General features: G+C 70.2%; 14 protein-coding genes. 8 read left to right on the top strand and 6 right to left on the bottom strand.

Going from position 1 to position 14,722, the window contains the following annotated elements:
• Window positions 1-215 precede the first annotated feature (215 nt).
• Window positions 216-1,229 carry a LacI family DNA-binding transcriptional regulator gene (locus AB0M18_RS16050; RefSeq protein ID WP_365758189.1) on the top strand — a complete coding sequence of 338 codons (1,014 nt, stop codon included), beginning with the start codon at window positions 216-218 and terminating at the stop codon, window positions 1,227-1,229.
• 82 nt (window positions 1,230-1,311) lie between these two features.
• Here the strand turns inward: AB0M18_RS16050 and AB0M18_RS16055 are convergent, their stop codons facing one another.
• Both AB0M18_RS16055 and AB0M18_RS16060 read right to left on the bottom strand, forming a co-directional pair.
• Window positions 1,312-2,754, bottom strand: a complete 1,443-nt coding sequence (locus tag AB0M18_RS16055) for an endo-1,4-beta-xylanase (protein WP_365758191.1) — start codon at window positions 2,752-2,754, stop codon at window positions 1,312-1,314.
• A 306-nt stretch (window positions 2,755-3,060) separates the two neighbouring features.
• On the bottom strand, window positions 3,061-4,092 hold the full coding sequence (locus tag AB0M18_RS16060) for a LacI family DNA-binding transcriptional regulator (RefSeq protein ID WP_365758193.1): 1,032 nt from the start codon (window positions 4,090-4,092) through the stop codon (window positions 3,061-3,063).
• Window positions 4,093-4,365: 273 nt separating this feature from the next.
• Here AB0M18_RS16060 and AB0M18_RS16065 point away from each other — a divergent pair, with 273 nt between their 5' ends.
• From AB0M18_RS16065 to AB0M18_RS16075, 3 genes are all read left to right on the top strand, one after another.
• Window positions 4,366-5,835, top strand: coding sequence for a non-reducing end alpha-L-arabinofuranosidase family hydrolase (locus AB0M18_RS16065; protein WP_365758195.1), 1,470 nt, complete (start codon window positions 4,366-4,368; stop codon window positions 5,833-5,835).
• A gap of 127 nt (window positions 5,836-5,962) precedes the next feature.
• Entirely contained in the window at window positions 5,963-7,129 is a 1,167-nt protein-coding gene (locus tag AB0M18_RS16070) for an aldose epimerase family protein (protein ID WP_365758197.1), read from the top strand.
• Window positions 7,130-7,309: 180 nt separating this feature from the next.
• Complete coding sequence (locus tag AB0M18_RS16075; protein WP_365758199.1) at window positions 7,310-7,762, top strand: YbhB/YbcL family Raf kinase inhibitor-like protein; 453 nt, start codon at window positions 7,310-7,312, stop codon at window positions 7,760-7,762.
• Between the two features lie 34 nt (window positions 7,763-7,796).
• Here the strand turns inward: AB0M18_RS16075 and AB0M18_RS16080 are convergent, their stop codons facing one another.
• Window positions 7,797-8,633 (bottom strand): class II fructose-bisphosphate aldolase, encoded by an 837-nt coding sequence (locus AB0M18_RS16080; RefSeq protein WP_365758201.1) that lies wholly within the window; start codon window positions 8,631-8,633, stop codon window positions 7,797-7,799.
• Window positions 8,634-8,692: 59 nt separating this feature from the next.
• Window positions 8,693-9,643 (bottom strand): sugar isomerase, encoded by a 951-nt coding sequence (locus tag AB0M18_RS16085; protein ID WP_365758203.1) that lies wholly within the window; start codon window positions 9,641-9,643, stop codon window positions 8,693-8,695.
• Window positions 9,644-9,872: 229 nt separating this feature from the next.
• On the opposite strand from AB0M18_RS16085, the gene AB0M18_RS16090 reads away from it, so the two are divergent.
• Window positions 9,873-10,673 carry a DeoR/GlpR family DNA-binding transcription regulator gene (locus AB0M18_RS16090; RefSeq protein ID WP_365758205.1) on the top strand — a complete coding sequence of 267 codons (801 nt, stop codon included), beginning with the start codon at window positions 9,873-9,875 and terminating at the stop codon, window positions 10,671-10,673.
• Window positions 10,674-10,694: 21 nt separating this feature from the next.
• On the opposite strand, the gene AB0M18_RS16095 is transcribed toward AB0M18_RS16090, so the two are convergent.
• Both AB0M18_RS16095 and AB0M18_RS16100 read right to left on the bottom strand, forming a co-directional pair.
• On the bottom strand, window positions 10,695-11,675 hold the full coding sequence (locus tag AB0M18_RS16095; protein ID WP_365758207.1) for an ROK family protein: 981 nt from the start codon (window positions 11,673-11,675) through the stop codon (window positions 10,695-10,697).
• 424 nt (window positions 11,676-12,099) lie between these two features.
• Window positions 12,100-12,867 (bottom strand): methyltransferase domain-containing protein, encoded by a 768-nt coding sequence (locus AB0M18_RS16100; protein WP_365758209.1) that lies wholly within the window; start codon window positions 12,865-12,867, stop codon window positions 12,100-12,102.
• A 138-nt stretch (window positions 12,868-13,005) separates the two neighbouring features.
• Here AB0M18_RS16100 and AB0M18_RS16105 point away from each other — a divergent pair, with 138 nt between their 5' ends.
• The 3 genes from AB0M18_RS16105 to AB0M18_RS16115 are packed head-to-tail and all read left to right on the top strand — an operon-like array spanning window position 13,006 to window position 14,650.
• Complete coding sequence (locus AB0M18_RS16105) at window positions 13,006-13,590, top strand: sigma-70 family RNA polymerase sigma factor (RefSeq protein ID WP_365758211.1); 585 nt, start codon at window positions 13,006-13,008, stop codon at window positions 13,588-13,590.
• Window positions 13,587-13,817 (top strand): zf-HC2 domain-containing protein, encoded by a 231-nt coding sequence (locus AB0M18_RS16110; RefSeq protein ID WP_365758213.1) that lies wholly within the window; start codon window positions 13,587-13,589, stop codon window positions 13,815-13,817. The genes AB0M18_RS16105 and AB0M18_RS16110 overlap by 4 nt, the downstream gene beginning before the upstream one ends.
• Window positions 13,814-14,650, top strand: coding sequence for a methyltransferase domain-containing protein (locus tag AB0M18_RS16115; RefSeq protein ID WP_365758215.1), 837 nt, complete (start codon window positions 13,814-13,816; stop codon window positions 14,648-14,650). The genes AB0M18_RS16110 and AB0M18_RS16115 overlap by 4 nt, the downstream gene beginning before the upstream one ends.
• Window positions 14,651-14,722: the final 72 nt, after the last annotated feature.

The raw sequence follows: 14,722 nt of genomic DNA on the forward strand, positions 1-14,722 counted from the left end.
TGTCGGAACGAATGGGAGCGCTCCCACTGGAAGCGATCCCAGTACGCACTCCGAAGATCTGGGGGTGTGGCCGGTATCGTGTGACGCCACATTCAGCCTGTCAAGTACCCCTGGTTAACCCGCACTTCACATGGCAGATCGAAGGCTTTACAGTCGTGTAACTGGAAGCGCTCCCAGCCTTCCGTCCGTTCAGGTCGCGACAGAGAAGGCGACTCATGCCCGAAGGTGCGCCACGCCGGCAGCCGACACTCGACGAGGTGGCCGAACTGGCCGGTGTCTCACGGTCGGTGGCCTCCCGCGCGCTCAACAACGCCCCGCACGTCAGCCGCGCCAAACGCGAGGCCGTCGAACGGGCCGTCCGCCGACTCGGCTACGTACCGAACCCGACCGCACGCGCGCTGGCGACCCGTCAGACCGGCGCGGCCGCCCTGGTCGTCTCGGGCGAGGATCCGTCGATCTTCGCGGATCCGTTCTTCGCCCAGGTGATCGTGGGGGCTTCCGCCGCCCTGGAAGACGCCGATCTGCACCTGATGCTGTGCCTGGCCGCCTCCGACCGGGGGCGCAGGCGAGTGGAGCGGCTTCTGCGGTCCAAGGGCGCCGACGGCGTGATGCTGATGGCGCTGCGCGAGGACGATCCGCTGGCCCGGATGGCCCAGGAGGCGGAGATGCCCGTCGTGTTCGGCGGGCGTCCGGTCGGTGTGGACCCCCGGTGGTACGTGGACGTCGACAACGTCGGCGGAGCGCGCGCGGCGACCGAGCATCTGCTCTCGGCCGGCCGGACCCGCGTGGCCACGATCTGCGGACGGCTGGACACCGAGGCCGGGCGCGCCCGGTACCGCGGCTACCGGGACGCCATGCTGGCGGCGGGCCTCGAACCGTACCCGGCGGAAGCCGGGGACTTCACCGAGTCCGGCGGAGCCGCCGCCATGGCCGCACTGCTGGCGAACCATCCCGACGTGGACGGGGTGTTCGCCGCCAGCGACAACATGGGGGCCGGTGCGCTGCGCACACTGCGCGAGGCCGGTCGGTCGGTCCCCGGTGACGTCGCCGTGGTCGGCTTCGACGACCTCGCCGTGGCCCGGTTCGCCGATCCGCCGCTGACCACGGTGCACCAGCCCGTAGACGGGCTCGGACGGGAGATGGCGCGCATGCTCGTCGCGCTCATCGACGGACAGGACCCGACCCCGCTGATCCTGCCCACCCGCCTGGTCACCCGCGCCAGCGCCTGACCCGACACCCCGCGACCACCGTGAAGGGGGGGCCAGGATCCTCCTGGCTCCCCCCTTCATGCGCTGGGCGCGCCGGGGCAGGTCAGGTGCGGGTCCAGCGCTGGTTGCCGCCGTTCCAGCAGGAGTAGAGCTGGATCAGGGTGCCGTTGGCCGTGCCGTTCGCGACGGCGTCGAGGCAGAGGCCGGACTGGACGCCGACGATCGTCCCGTCGGAGTTGAGGCGCCACTTCTGGTTGTCGCCACCCCAGCAGCTGTAGATCTGCACCTTGGTGCCGTTGCCGGTGCCGCCGGCGTCCAGGCACTTGTCGCCGTACACCCTGAGCTCACCCGCGGCCGTGTAGGTCCACTGCTGGTTGGTGCGGTTGTTGCAGTCCCACAGGTTGAGCTGGGTGCCGTCGGTGGTGCTGGCGCCGGGCACGTCCAGGCAGCGGCCCGAAGCGACGCCCTTGATCTGTCCGGAACCGGGCGTGGGGGTCGGAGTGGGGGTGGGGGAGACGGCGTTGAGTGCGTTCAGGACGGAGGTGTAGGCGGGCTTCTTACTGCCGTCGCCGTTGAACAGCAGCGGCGTCTGGTCCGCTCGCCAGGAGTCGGTGTCGCGCACGCCCCAGACGGTGATGCCGAGGCAGCGCGGGACGGCCAGGCAGTCGTTGGTCACGTTGGCGTAGGTCGTGGCCGAGGCGCCCTGGATGTCGAGTTCGGTGACGGCCACATCGACGCCGAGGGCGGCGAAGCTCTGCAGGGTGGTGCGGAAGTTGCTGTTGTACGGGCTGTCGTTGTTGAAGTGAGACTGGAAGCCGACGCAGTCGATCGGCACACCGCGCTGCTTGAAGTCCCGGACCATGGCGTACATCGCCTGGGTCTTGGCCCAGGTCCAGTTCTCGACGTTGTAGTCGTTGTAGCAGAGCTTGGCGGCCGGGTCGGCGGCGCGTGCGGTACGGAAGGCGACCTCGATCCAGTCGTTGCCGGTGCGCTGCAGGTTGGAGTCGCGCCGGGCCCCCGAGGTGCCGTCGGCGAAGGCCTCGTTCACGACGTCCCACTGGACGATCTTGCCCTTGTAGTGGGCCATCACACCGTTGATGTGGCTGATCATCGCCTGGCGCAGCGTGCTGCCGCTGAGACTCTGCATCCAGCCGGGCTGCTGGGAGTGCCAGGCCAGGGTGTGGCCGCGCACCTGCTTGCCGTTCTGCACCGCCCAGTTGTAGACGCGGTCGCCGGCGGTGAAGTTGAACTGGCCCTGCTGGGGTTCGGTGGCGTCGATCTTCATCTCGTTCTCGGGCGTCACCGAGTTGAACTCGCGGGCCGCGATCGTCGTGTACGCCGAGTCGCCCAGCCTGCCCGAGGCGATGGCGGTGCCGAAGTAGCGGCCGCTCTGCGCCGCCGCACGGCCGAGTGTGCTCTCGGCGGCGTGTGAGTCCGACGGCGCCACCAGCACGGTGGCGGAACCGAGGACACCGACGATCAGCGCCGCACACAGGCCGCCGATCTTCCGGCGGACAGTGGATGGGGGAAGGGAATGTGAGCGCATGACTGAACCTCCGGGAGGGGCGGAAATCACGGAACGATGTGAGCGCGGCGGAATAGGTCCGCGTGAGCGACGCCCGCGTCCGTCGAAAAGGACGCGCACCAGCAAGGTGTGACCATTCGAAAGCCGGCGCGCGGCACACGGGCAGAGGGCGACACCGGCTCGGGATTCAGTGTGTGAAATCTGACGGAAACATGTCAAGAGTTTCGAAATGATTTCGAGACTCCTGCTCCTGGAGAGACGCACAGCCGCTTTCAGGAGGGCGATCCTCGTCGAAACTATTTCGACGGGATCGCCCCTGAACAGGGGTCACGCCAGGGGTCGGTCAAGGGGACGGGGCGGGGCTGTGGAGAGCCGGACCTTGAGTTCGGTCGCAAGCTCCATCCGTGGGGTGACGAGGGGTTGGTTCTCCAGAACCTGGAACAGCGTGCGGGCGGCGACCCGGCCCATCTCCTCCAGCGGCTGACGCACCGTCGTCAGCGGAGGCGACAGCCATTCGCACATCGGCAGGTCGTCGAAGCCGACCACGCTGAGGTCCTGTGGGATGCTCAGCCCGCTCTGTCTGGCGGCTTCGTAGACGCCCATCGCCTGCTGGTCGCTGCCGGCGAAGACGGCGGTCGGTGGATCGGGGAGGGCGAGCAGTTCCCGGGCACCCAGGAACCCGCCCTCGTGCTGGAAGTCGCCGAACCGGATCAGGTCGCGGTCGACCTCGATCCCGGCCCGCTCCAGAGCGGTCCGGTACCCGTCGATCCGGGCCTGGCTGCAGAGCATCTCCTTGCGTCCGCCGATCACGGCGATCCGACGGTGCCCCAGCTCCAGCAAGTGCTCGGTGGCGGCGAGGCCGCCCGCCCAGTTGGTCGCTCCGACGCTCGGCACGCCGTTGCCCGGGAGGTCGACGGGGTCGATGACGACCAGCGCCACCCCGGCCCGCTCCACCTGGGCGCGCTGGGCGTGGGTGACCGAGGCGGTGACGAGGATGACGCCGTCGCTGTGGTGCAGGACCGGCAGTGCGGCCCAACTGGACGGCGTGGCCTCGCCCGGCGGTACGAGCGACACGACGGTGGCGACACTCCGCTGGGCGCACTCGGCCTCGACGCCGCGCAGAATCTCCACCGCCCACGCGCTGTCCAGACCGCCGATGATCAGGTCGACGAGGCCCGATCTGCGGGCTCTGCCCTGCCGGCCGGGCGGGAGGTAGTTGCGTGATCGCAGCAGGCGCTCGATCCGTTCGCGTGTCGAGGGCGCGACATCGGAGCGGCCGTTGATCACCTTGGACACGGTGGCCTGGGAGACTCCGGCCTCCGCGGCGATGACGGCCAGGGTCGGGCGCTTCTCGCTCAACTTCTCTCCTCTGCGCGTTCGCCTTGACCGGCTTCGGATCTCGCAAACTTTCGAAGAGTTTCCGGTCGCGTAACCTGCCTGTCAAGGCAGTGAACTGCCACTGCTTTCAAGCGAGTCCGTGTTCAGGGCTTGACCGGGAGGCCTGGCGTTCCTAGGTTATGGCAACGCGGAATTCGAGAGTCTTTCGAAACATTTTCGGGCGCGAACCGGCATCCTCACTCGGAGGTCCCATGCCTCGCCCCCCACACCCCACACCTCGAAGGAGCGGTTCTGATGCCGTTTCACCATCGGTCACCGGTGCGCTTAACGAAACGCCTGCTCGCCGTCCTTTCGCCCCTGCTGCTCCTGGCCACCTTCTTCGGTGCCCAGCCCGCCGCCGCGGCGACCGTCGACACCAACGCCTTCTATGTGCTGGTCAACCGCAACAGCGGCAAGGCCCTGGACGTCTACAACCTGGCGACCAATGACGGGGCCCGCATCACCCAGTGGACCAGGAACGACCAGAACCAGCAGCAATGGCAGTTCGTCGACTCCGGGGACGGCTACTACCGCATCAAGTCCCGCCACTCGGGCAAGGTGCTGGACGTCCAGGGCAGGTCCACCGCCAACGGCGGCGCGATCGTCCAGTGGACCGACCTGAACGGCACCAACCAGCAGTGGCGGCTGGCCGACAGCCCGGACGGTAACGTGAGGCTCATCGCGCGCCACAGCGGCAAGGCCCTCGAAGTGCAGGGCGGCTCCACCGCCGACGGCGCGAACATCGTCCAGTACGACGACTGGGGCGGAGCCAACCAGCAGTGGCAGCTCGTCAAGGTCGGCGGCGGCGACCCCGGCGCGTGCGCTCTTCCGTCCACGTACCGCTGGACGTCGACGGGCGCGCTGGCGCAGCCCAAGCCGGGCTGGGTCGCGCTCAAGGACTTCACCGTCGTGCCCTACAACGGCCGGCAACTCGTCTACGCCACGACGCACGACACCGGGACGAGGTGGGGTTCGATGAACTTCAGCCCGTTCACCAACTGGTCGGAGATGGCCTCGGCCGGCCAGAACACGATGTCGACGTCCACCGTCGCGCCCACGCTCTTCTACTTCGCTCCGAAGAACATCTGGGTGCTCTCCTACCAGTGGGGCAGGACCGCCTTCTCCTACCGGACGTCGAGCGACCCCACCAACCCGAACGGCTGGTCGGCGGAGCAGGAGCTCTTCTCCGGCAGCATCACCGGCTCCGGAACCGGGCCCATCGACCAGACGCTCATCGGTGACGGCACGAACATGTACCTGTTCTTCGCCGGCGACAACGGCAAGATCTACCGGGCCAGCATGCCGATCGGGAACTTCCCGGGCAGTTTCGGCACGAGCTCGACCGTGATCATGAGCGACACGACCAACAACCTGTTCGAGGCCCCCCAGGTCTACAAGCTCCAGGGCCAGAACCGCTACCTCATGATCGTCGAGGCGATCGGCTCGCAGGGCCGGTACTTCCGCTCGTTCACGGCCACCAGCCTGAACGGCGCGTGGACACCCCAGGCGGCGACCGAGAGCAATCCCTTCGCCGGCAAGGCCAACAGCGGCGCGACCTGGACCAACGACATCAGCCACGGCGAACTGATCCGCACCGGCCCCGATCAGACGATGACCGTCGATCCGTGCAACCTGCGGTTCCTCTACCAGGGGCGCGATCCCAACTCCGGCGGCGACTACGGCCTGTGGCCCTACCGGCCGGGCCTGCTGACGCTGCAGCGCTGAGGACATGACCCCGGCTCCGGTGCGGAGCCGGGAGGCGGGCCCGGCAGACCACCGGGCCCGCCACGGCCGCGACGTCGAACGCGGCCGGGACATCAAACTTCTTTCTACGTTCAGGAGCCACAACGACATGACCATCGACAGGCGCACGGTGATGGCGGCGGGCGCCGCCGGAGTGGCGGCAGCGGCCGTGGGGACGGCCCCGGCGTTCGCCTCGGGAGGCGGGGGACGGCCGGGAGGAAGGCCGGCGAAGGAGCTGTTCGGGACCCTGCCCGACGGCACACGCGTCCACCGGTGGACGGTGGCCGCGGGTGGCACCCGGCTGCGCGTGCTGTCGTACGGCGGCATCGTCCAGGCCCTCGAAGTCCCGGACCGGCATGGGCGGTACGCGAACGTCTCGCTGGGCTTCGACACGCTCGAGGACTACGTGGCGAGCAGCCCGTACTTCGGCGCGATCATCGGCCGGTACGGCAACCGCATCGCGGGCGGCGCCTTCACCCTCGACGGCCGTACGTACCGACTCCCCGTCAACGACGACCCGAACAGCCTGCACGGCGGGGACAAGGGCTTCGACAAACGCGTATGGGACGTCGAGCCGTACGCCCAAGGGCCGGACACCGGCCTCACCCTGCGCTACATCAGCGCGGACGGCGAGATGGGCTACCCCGGCACCCTGCGCATCCGGGTCGACTACGTCCTCACGCCGCACGGCGACTTCCGCATCGACTACGAGGCCACGACGGACAGGGCCACCGTCGTCAACCTCACCAACCACACGTACTTCAACCTCGCGGGCGAGGGCCGCGGTGGCATTCTCGACCACACCCTGAGGATCGCCGCGTCCCGCTACACCCCCGTCGACTCCACCCTCATTCCGACCGGCGAACTCGCCAGGGTCGCACACACGCCCTTCGACTTCCGCGGCGGCAAGCCCGTCGGCCGGGACATCCGCGAGGCGCACCCGCAGATCGTCTTCGGCCGCGGCTACGACCACAACTTCGTGCTCGACAAGGGACTCACCGACACCCCGCGGCATGCCGTGACCGTGACGGAGCCCGTCTCCGGCCGCGTGATGCAGATCGCGACCACGGAGCCCGGCGTGCAGTTCTACAGCGGCAACTTCCTCGACGCCACGCTGACGGGTCCCTCTGGGAAGGTCTACCGCCAGGGTGACGGCTTCTGCCTGGAGACCCAGCACTTCCCCGACTCTCCCAACCAGCCGTCCTTCCCGTCGACGGTGCTCCGCCCGGGACAGACCTACCGCTCGACGACGGTGCACTCCTTCGCCGCCCGCTGATCCCCGCACAACCTCGCCCGGCGGCACGTACCACGAGGACGACGGCCTGCTCCAGCCCGCGCCCGCGCCGCTTCCAGGGCACCCCGGCGCCCCGGCCCCAGCCCGCTCCCCGCCCCCTGATCGGGTGTACTGCCCTGCGGGCCGGTGTCCGCCCGGTTGCCGCCGGGTATTTCGCCGCTCATGACCGAAATGGAACTGAGCAGTGCCGCCTTCGACGACCACACCGCTATCCCACGGCGGTACAGCGGGGAGGGAGAGAACGTCTCCCCGCCCCTGAACTGGTCGGTCGCGCCCGAGGGGACGACGGAGCTCGTGCTGCTCTGTGAGGACCCCGACGCGCCGGGTGCGAGCTTCCTCCACTGGCTGGTCACCGGCATCGATCCGGAGGTCACCGAGGCCGAGGAGGGCCAGAAGCCCCAGGGCGGGCTGCCGTGGCCCAACGGCTTCGGGCGCCAGGGCTGGGGCGGCCCGATGCCTCCGCCGGGGCACGGGCCGCACCGCTACGTCTTCCGCCTGTACGCGCTGTCCGAGCCGCTCCCGCTGCGCGGCCGGCCGACCGTCGATGCCGTGCACCGGGCGGTCAAGGGCAGGGAACTGGCCGTCGGCACCCTGGTCGGCACGTATCAGCGTTGATCGTGGCCCTTGAGCCCGATACCCCGCGGGGCGGTCAGCGGCCGGCCAGGACGCCCAGCAGCCGGGCCACTTCCGCCGCCACCGCGTCGCGCGCCGGGCCGAGGTACTTGCGCGGGTCGGCCAGAGCGGGGGAGGCCTCAAGACGCTCGCGGACCGTCGCGGTGAAGAGCTTGTTGAGATGCGTGGAGATGTTCACCTTCGTCATGCCCGCGGCGACCGCCTTCGCCAGACCCGCGTCGGCGACCCCGGAGGAGCCGTGGAGCACGAGAGGGACGTCGAGCGCGGCCTTCAGACGTGCGATGAGGGCGAAGTCGAGTGCGGCGTCGCGGGTGAGCATGGCGTGTGAGCTGCCCACGGCGACGGCCAGGGCGTCGACGCCGGTGGCGGCGGCGAAGGCGCGGGCCTCGTCGGGATCGGTGCGGACGCCCGGAGCGTGGGCACCGTCCTTGCCACCGACCGCACCGAGCTCCGCCTCGATCCAGATGTCGGCCCGGTGACACAGCTCGGTCATCGTCCGGGTGGCCGAGACGTTCGCGTCGTACGGCAGCTTCGAGGCGTCGAACATGACCGAGGCGAAGCCGAGTTCCACGGCCTCGGCCACGAGTTCCGCCGACTCGGCGTGGTCGAGGTGGACCGCGACCGGGACCGCGGCCGCGCGGGCGACGGCCAGGGAGGCGAGGGCCGTCGGAGCGAGAGCGCCGTGGTAGCGGGCGGTGTTCTCGCTGATCTGGAGGATCACCGGCAGTCCGGCGCGCTCGGCTCCGGTGACGATGGCCTCGGCGTGCTCGATCTGGACGACGTTGAACGCGCCGATGCCGGTGCCGGCGGCCTGAGCGGGGCCGAGGATGTCGGCGGTGGGTGTCAGGGGCATGGGTGTTCTCCGTGAGGCACGTGCGGGAAACGTGCGGGAAAGGGTGCGGCACTGGGCTCTCAGGCGCGGGCGTCACCGAGGATGACGGAGCGGGTGAGGTTGCGGGGACGGTCGGGGTCGTAGCCGCGGGCCTCGGCGAGGTGGACGGCCAGGCGCTGGGCCCGTACGAGGTCGGCGAGCGGGTCGAGGGCGTCGGCCTCGTCGCCGGACGCGGCGCAGTGGAGGCCACCGACGCGGGCGATGTCGTCGGCGAGGCCGTGCGGTGCGGGGCCGAAGAGCCAGGCGACGCGGCCGGGGCCGGTGATGCTGATGGGGCCGTGGCGGTACTCCATGGCCGGGTAGGCCTCGGTCCAGGCGCCCGCCGCCTCGCGCATCTTGAGGCCGGCTTCGAGGGCGAGGCCGTAGGTCCAGCCGGTCCCGAGGAAGGTGAACTGCTCGGCACCGCAGATGGATTCGTCGAGCGGCTCGGCGAGCGCGCGCTCGGCGTCCAGGACGGCCCGTGCCAGCGGGCGCACCCCCGCCGGCAGCGCGTTCTCGGCTTCGAGATGCGCGCGCAGCAGGGCCAGGACCGCGGTGGCGAACCGGGTCTGGACGACCGACTGTTCGTCGGCGAAGTCGAGTACGGCGACGGCGTCGGCGGCCGTCATGACGGGGGTCTCGGGGTCGGCCGTGATGGCACCGGTGGGGATGGCGCCCTTGATCCGGCCCAGGAGGTCGAGCACCTCCGTGGTGGTTCCGGACCGCGTGATGGCGATCACCCGGTCGTAGCGCCGGCCGTGCGGGAACTCGGAGGCGGCGAACGCGTCGGTCTCGCCGTGGCCGCCCTTCTCCCGCAGTTCCGCATAGGCGAGGGCCATGAACCAGGAGGTGCCGCAGCCGACGACGGCCACGCGTTCCCCCCGCCGGGGCAAGGCCTCGGCGAAGAGGGCGGCCGATTCGGCCGCACGCTTCCATGTCCCTGGCTGGGACGCGATCTCGACGGACGTACGGGAGGTCGGGTGGGTGGTCACGCGATTCCTTGGGCTCGTGGGGACGCTGAGGGGCTTGACTAGACCAATGCTCCGGCATGCGCTCGATGAATGTCAATAGTTGCGCGAATGCCCAAGAATTCGAGCAGATTCGAGCAAGTGTGGCTCAGGGGGCCCGCCCCCGAGGCCCGCGTCGGCCGAGCATTCCGCTCCTCCCTGATGCCTGGCGCCGAGGAGTTACGATCAAACTTCTCAGGGAAGGGTGTGACGCATGTCCAAGCAGGAGCGGTGGAGCAGGTTGCTCGAATTGCTCGCGGTCGAGGGCAAGCTGGACGTGGAGGAGGCGGCCACCGCCGTGCGGGTGTCACCCGCCACCATCCGCAGGGACCTCGACGAGCTCGCCGAGCAGCGACTGCTCGTCCGCACCCGGGGCGGAGCGATCGCGCACGGCGTCTCCTACGAGCTCCCCCTGCGGTACAAGTCCTCCCGCAGGGCCTCCGAGAAGCAGCGGATCGCCGGCGCCGTGGCGGACCTGCTGGCGGTCGGAGACGTCATCGGCCTCAACGGGGGAACGACCACGACCGAAGTGGCGAGGGCGCTGACTCTGCGCGCGGGAGGCCCGGCGGCCGAGCCGGGCGAGAGCCCTTCCGGCCCGATGTACACCGTCGTCACCAACGCCCTGAACATCGCTTGCGAGCTGGCGGTGCGACCGCAGTTCAAGATCGTGACCACGGGTGGGGTCGCACGGCCGCAGACCTACGAGCTCGTGGGCCCGCTGGCCGTCGGGGTGCTGAACGAGGTCGTACTCGACGTCGCCGTACTGGGAGTCGACGGCGTGGACCCGGAGCTGGGTGTCATGACCCACCACGAGGACGAGGCGGGCATCAGCCGTCTGTTCGCCGAGCGTGCCCGCAAGGTGATCCTGGTGACGGACTCCTCCAAGATGGGCAAGCGCGCTTTCGCGAGGATCTGCGGCCTGGACCGGATCGACGTCGTCGTCACCGACTCCGGCATCTCGCCGGACCTCGCCGCCCGGCTCACCGAGGCGGGCATCGAGGTGGTCACCGCCTGAGCTCTCCATGCCCCTCCTGGATCACGACACCACCTCCCACAGCGACGCCGGAGGGCGCTGCGCCGAGGACGCGCCGCCTGCCGCCTCCCACGCGGCGAGGCCGGCGCCGAGACATCCCGCCATGTCGCCGAGTTCCGCGAGAACCAGTTCGGGCCGCCGCTGGAACGTCAGGCGTCGGGCGAGGGACGCGCGCAGGGGACCCAGGAGCAGATCTCCGGCTTCGGCAAGGCCGCCGCCGAGGACGACGACCTCGGGCGCGAACAGGGTCGTGGCCGTGGCCAGAGCCGCACTCAGGGCCTCGACAGCCCGGGCCCACACCGCCCGCGCGTCCGGATCGCCCTGCCTGAGCCGCTCCGCCACCGCGGCGGCCCCCTCGACCGGGTGCCCGGAGCGTGCGCTGTACGCCGCGGCGACGGCCGCGGCCGACGCCACACCCTCCAGACATCCCCGGGCACCGCAGGCGCAGGGCTCCCCGCCGGGGTCGACCACCACATGCCCGAGCTCGCCCGCGTAACCGCCGGCACGGACCGGCCGCCCCTCGCAGAAGACCGCCGCGGAGATGCCGGTCCCGACGGGCACGAACCAGACGTCGTGCGCGCCCCGGGCCGCGCCGAGCCGGCACTCGGCGACCCCGCCGGCCCGTACGTCGTGTCCCAGGGTCACGGGCAGGCCCGAGGCCTCTTCCAGGTAGTCCGCGAGCGGCAGGTCACGCCAGCCGAGGTTGGCCGAGTGGACGGCGGTCCGCCTCTCCTCGTCGACGATTCCGGGGACCACCACCCCCGCACCCCGCACGGCCAGTCGGCGCGTGACGGCGTTCCTGTCGAGTTCGTGCAGAACGGCCGCGATCTCGGCGATCACCGCGTCCGCGCCCCATCTGCGGGGCGTCGCCCTGCGCACGGTGTGCAGGACCGTCATGTCGCGGTCGACGAGTGCGCCCTTCATACCGGTCCCGCCCACGTCCAGCGCGACGACGCAGCCCCGCTCCTCGGTCTCGTCACGCATGGGCGCTCCCGAGGGCGTCGGCGTGGAGGGCCGGTGAGGCCTTGGCCCGTAGCCAGGTGTCCGGTTGTGAGGTGATCTCGACGGTGGTGCGGCAGGTGGTGGACATGTGGAGTGACTCCCTGGTGAGCCGGGCGACGAGTGGTAGCCGGGATCGCCTCGGCGCGTGAGGCTGATCGATATGGCCACTCTTCGAGCACTTTCGAGCATGAATCCTGGCAGAAGTATGACGGAGTGTGCGGCCCGAGGTCCAGAGGTGCCGCCGGTCGGCGGGGCGCCTGCCCGGGCGAGCGGCAGCGGCAAACCATCCACGGCGACGGTCCGTTGTCGGATCGTGACCGACCTCGACCGACCCTGGCGAGAGCAGGCACCGCCCTCGGCCGCTCCCGTCAGAGACGAGAGGGCCATCGGAGTGGGCGGGCGGTCCTCAGTCCGGCTTGACCGCGAGCAGGGAGATGCTCTTGACGCCGTATCTGGCGCTCGCCCGGCGGGCCTGGCCGGAGAGGAACTCATAGACGTTGCCGCGGAGTTCCTTGATCCGCAGTCCGGCGTTCTCGATGGCCTGCCGGTACGTGGTCTCGTGGGCGGCGCCGCCGATGCACGAGGCCCAGAGGCCAGCGTCGCAGACGATGGCCTCGGCCAGCGGCTGCTCGGTGACGATGTCGGCGAGTACGAGGCGGCCTCCGGGGCGCAGGACGCGTGCCGCTTCGGCGAAGACCCGCTCCTTGACGGCGGCGAGGTTGATGACGCCGTTGGAGATCGCACAGTCGAAGCCGGCGTCCTCGGCGGGCAGTGACTCGATGCGGCCCTCGCGGAACTCGACCTGGTCGAAGCCGCCTGCCTCGGCGAGCCGCCGGGCCTTGTCCAGCTGCGCTGGCGTGAAGTCGACACCGACGACCCGTCCTGAGGCTGTGACCTGCTCTGCGGCACAGAAGGAGTCCGTGCCGGAGCCGCTGCCCAGGTCGATGACGCGCTCGCCCTCGCCGAGCGCGGCCAGGTCGAGGAAGTATCCGACCCCGGCGAAGGACTCGACGGCCCCGGCCGGAACGCGGTCCAGCAGACCGGCGGGATAGCCCAGGCGACGGGCCAGGTCGCGGCCCATCTCGAAGTGGTAGGAGCCGTGTGGCTCCTGCGCCACCAGGCGGTACAGAGCCCGGACCTTCTCGTCCAGGTCCAGAGTATTCACCGTGGCCATGGCCTTCGCCCTCTTTCGGCAGAGCTGGTGCCTGTGAGTACGAGGACGGCGCCGATCCCCGGATTATTGCCCGCGCCGAAAATCGGAATGGAACGCAATAAAATAGCCGCTGGGGTCGTCCCAAGGTGTGTGCCGTCCATGCAGGAGATTCGGACCAGAAGGGCGGAGGAGTTCCGCCGCCTCGCGCGCGAGCAGCTCCCTCGCCTCTATTCGATCGCCCGGGCCCTCGTCGGCGAGGACGCCGAGGATGCGGTGCAGGATTGCCTGCTCAAGGCGTTCCAGGGGTACGGGCGCCTCCACGACACCGCCGCCGGTCCCGCGTGGCTGCGCAAGATCCTCGTCAACTGCTGCCGTGACCTCGGCCGTTCGAGAGCCCGGCAGCCCGTGCAGGTCCGTTTCGACGAGGCGGAGGACTTCTCCCTGTACCGGAAGATCGCCTATGAGGATCCGTTTCCGTATTCGGACTCGCTGCATCTCGACTTCCTCGCCGAATTCGGGAACGAGGACGTGAGAGCGGTGCTGATGAGGCTCCCCGAGCTCTACCGGGTCCCGCTCGTCCTGGTCCACATGGAGGGATTCCTCGCGCGGGAGGCCGCGGCCATGCTCGACGCGCCGCTCGGGACCGTACTGGCCCGGCTGCACCGCGGGCGCAAGCTGTTCGAGATGCAGCTGTGGGAGTACGCGGAGGAGCACGGGCTGCTGAAAGAGGGTGCGTCGCGTTGATCACCTGTTCCGAGGCCACCCAGCGGCTCTGGGAGTACCTCGACGCCACCCTCGGCGGGGCGGACCGGGCCGCACTGGAGGAGCACCTGGCCGGCTGCCTGCGCTGCTGCGGCGAGCTGGAGTTCGCCGAGGAACTTCGGAGATTCCTGGCCGCGTCCGGCCGCGCGGAGATTCCCGGCGACGTCCTGCGGCGCCTGAACCGGGCCCTCGAGGAGCTGGAGCCATGACGAGGGACCTGATGCACAGCGCCGAGGTGAAGGACCTGGTCCGCGCCGCCTACCGGAACGTTCCCCCGACCACGGCCGCGGTGGCCCGCCGCCTGTACGGCGCCGACGAGCTCGCGGACGTCCCGCAGTCCGCGATCGACCGCTCGCTGGGCGTGGCCGATCACCTCCGTCACGCCGGCATCCGGCCCGGCGAGCGCGTCCTCGACATCGGGTGCGGCGGCGGCATCGACACGATCCTCGCCGCCCGGCGTACCGGCCTCCCCGGCCGGGTGATCGCGCTCGACTTCCTCCCCGAGATGCTCGCGCGGACGGCGAAGGCCGTGTCCGAGGCCGGTCTTGCCAACGTCGACCCGCTGGAAGGCGAGATGGAGGACATTCCCTTGCCCGACGGCACGGTCGATCTGATCATCTCGAACGGTGTCGTCAACCTCTCCCCGAGGAAGTCGCGGGTGATGGCCGAATGCGCCCGCGTCCTGCGGCCCGGTGGACGGCTGTGCGTGTCGGACCTGACCGTCGGGCAGAACGACCTCCCGCCGGAGATCCTCACCCAGCCGGCCGCCTGGGCGGGCTGCGTCGCCGGCGCGCTCTCGGAGCCCGCGTTCGTACGGAAGCTGGAGAAGGCCGGATTCCGGGACGTCGAGGTGGTGCACCGGGAGGCGCTGAGTGTCGACGACTGCGCGCTGTATCCCCTGTTCACTCCGGCGGTGATCCGCCTCATGAGGGAACTGCTCCCGCCCGCCCGGCAGCGAGCGGTGGCCGTGTCGATCGTCGTCAGAGCCGACCTCCCGGAGGCGGAGTCGGTGGCCGGTTCGCACGATGCGAGCGGCGCCTGACGGGCAGAAGCCCAGGTCGGGTGCCTCCTTTCGTGCCTCCGCTAAAGAAGCCCGGCTTCTTCGGCGAGTGGC

This window comes from Streptomyces sp. NPDC051909, assembly GCF_040681095.1.
In the GTDB taxonomy this organism is placed as follows: Bacteria; Actinomycetota; Actinomycetes; order Streptomycetales; family Streptomycetaceae; genus Streptomyces.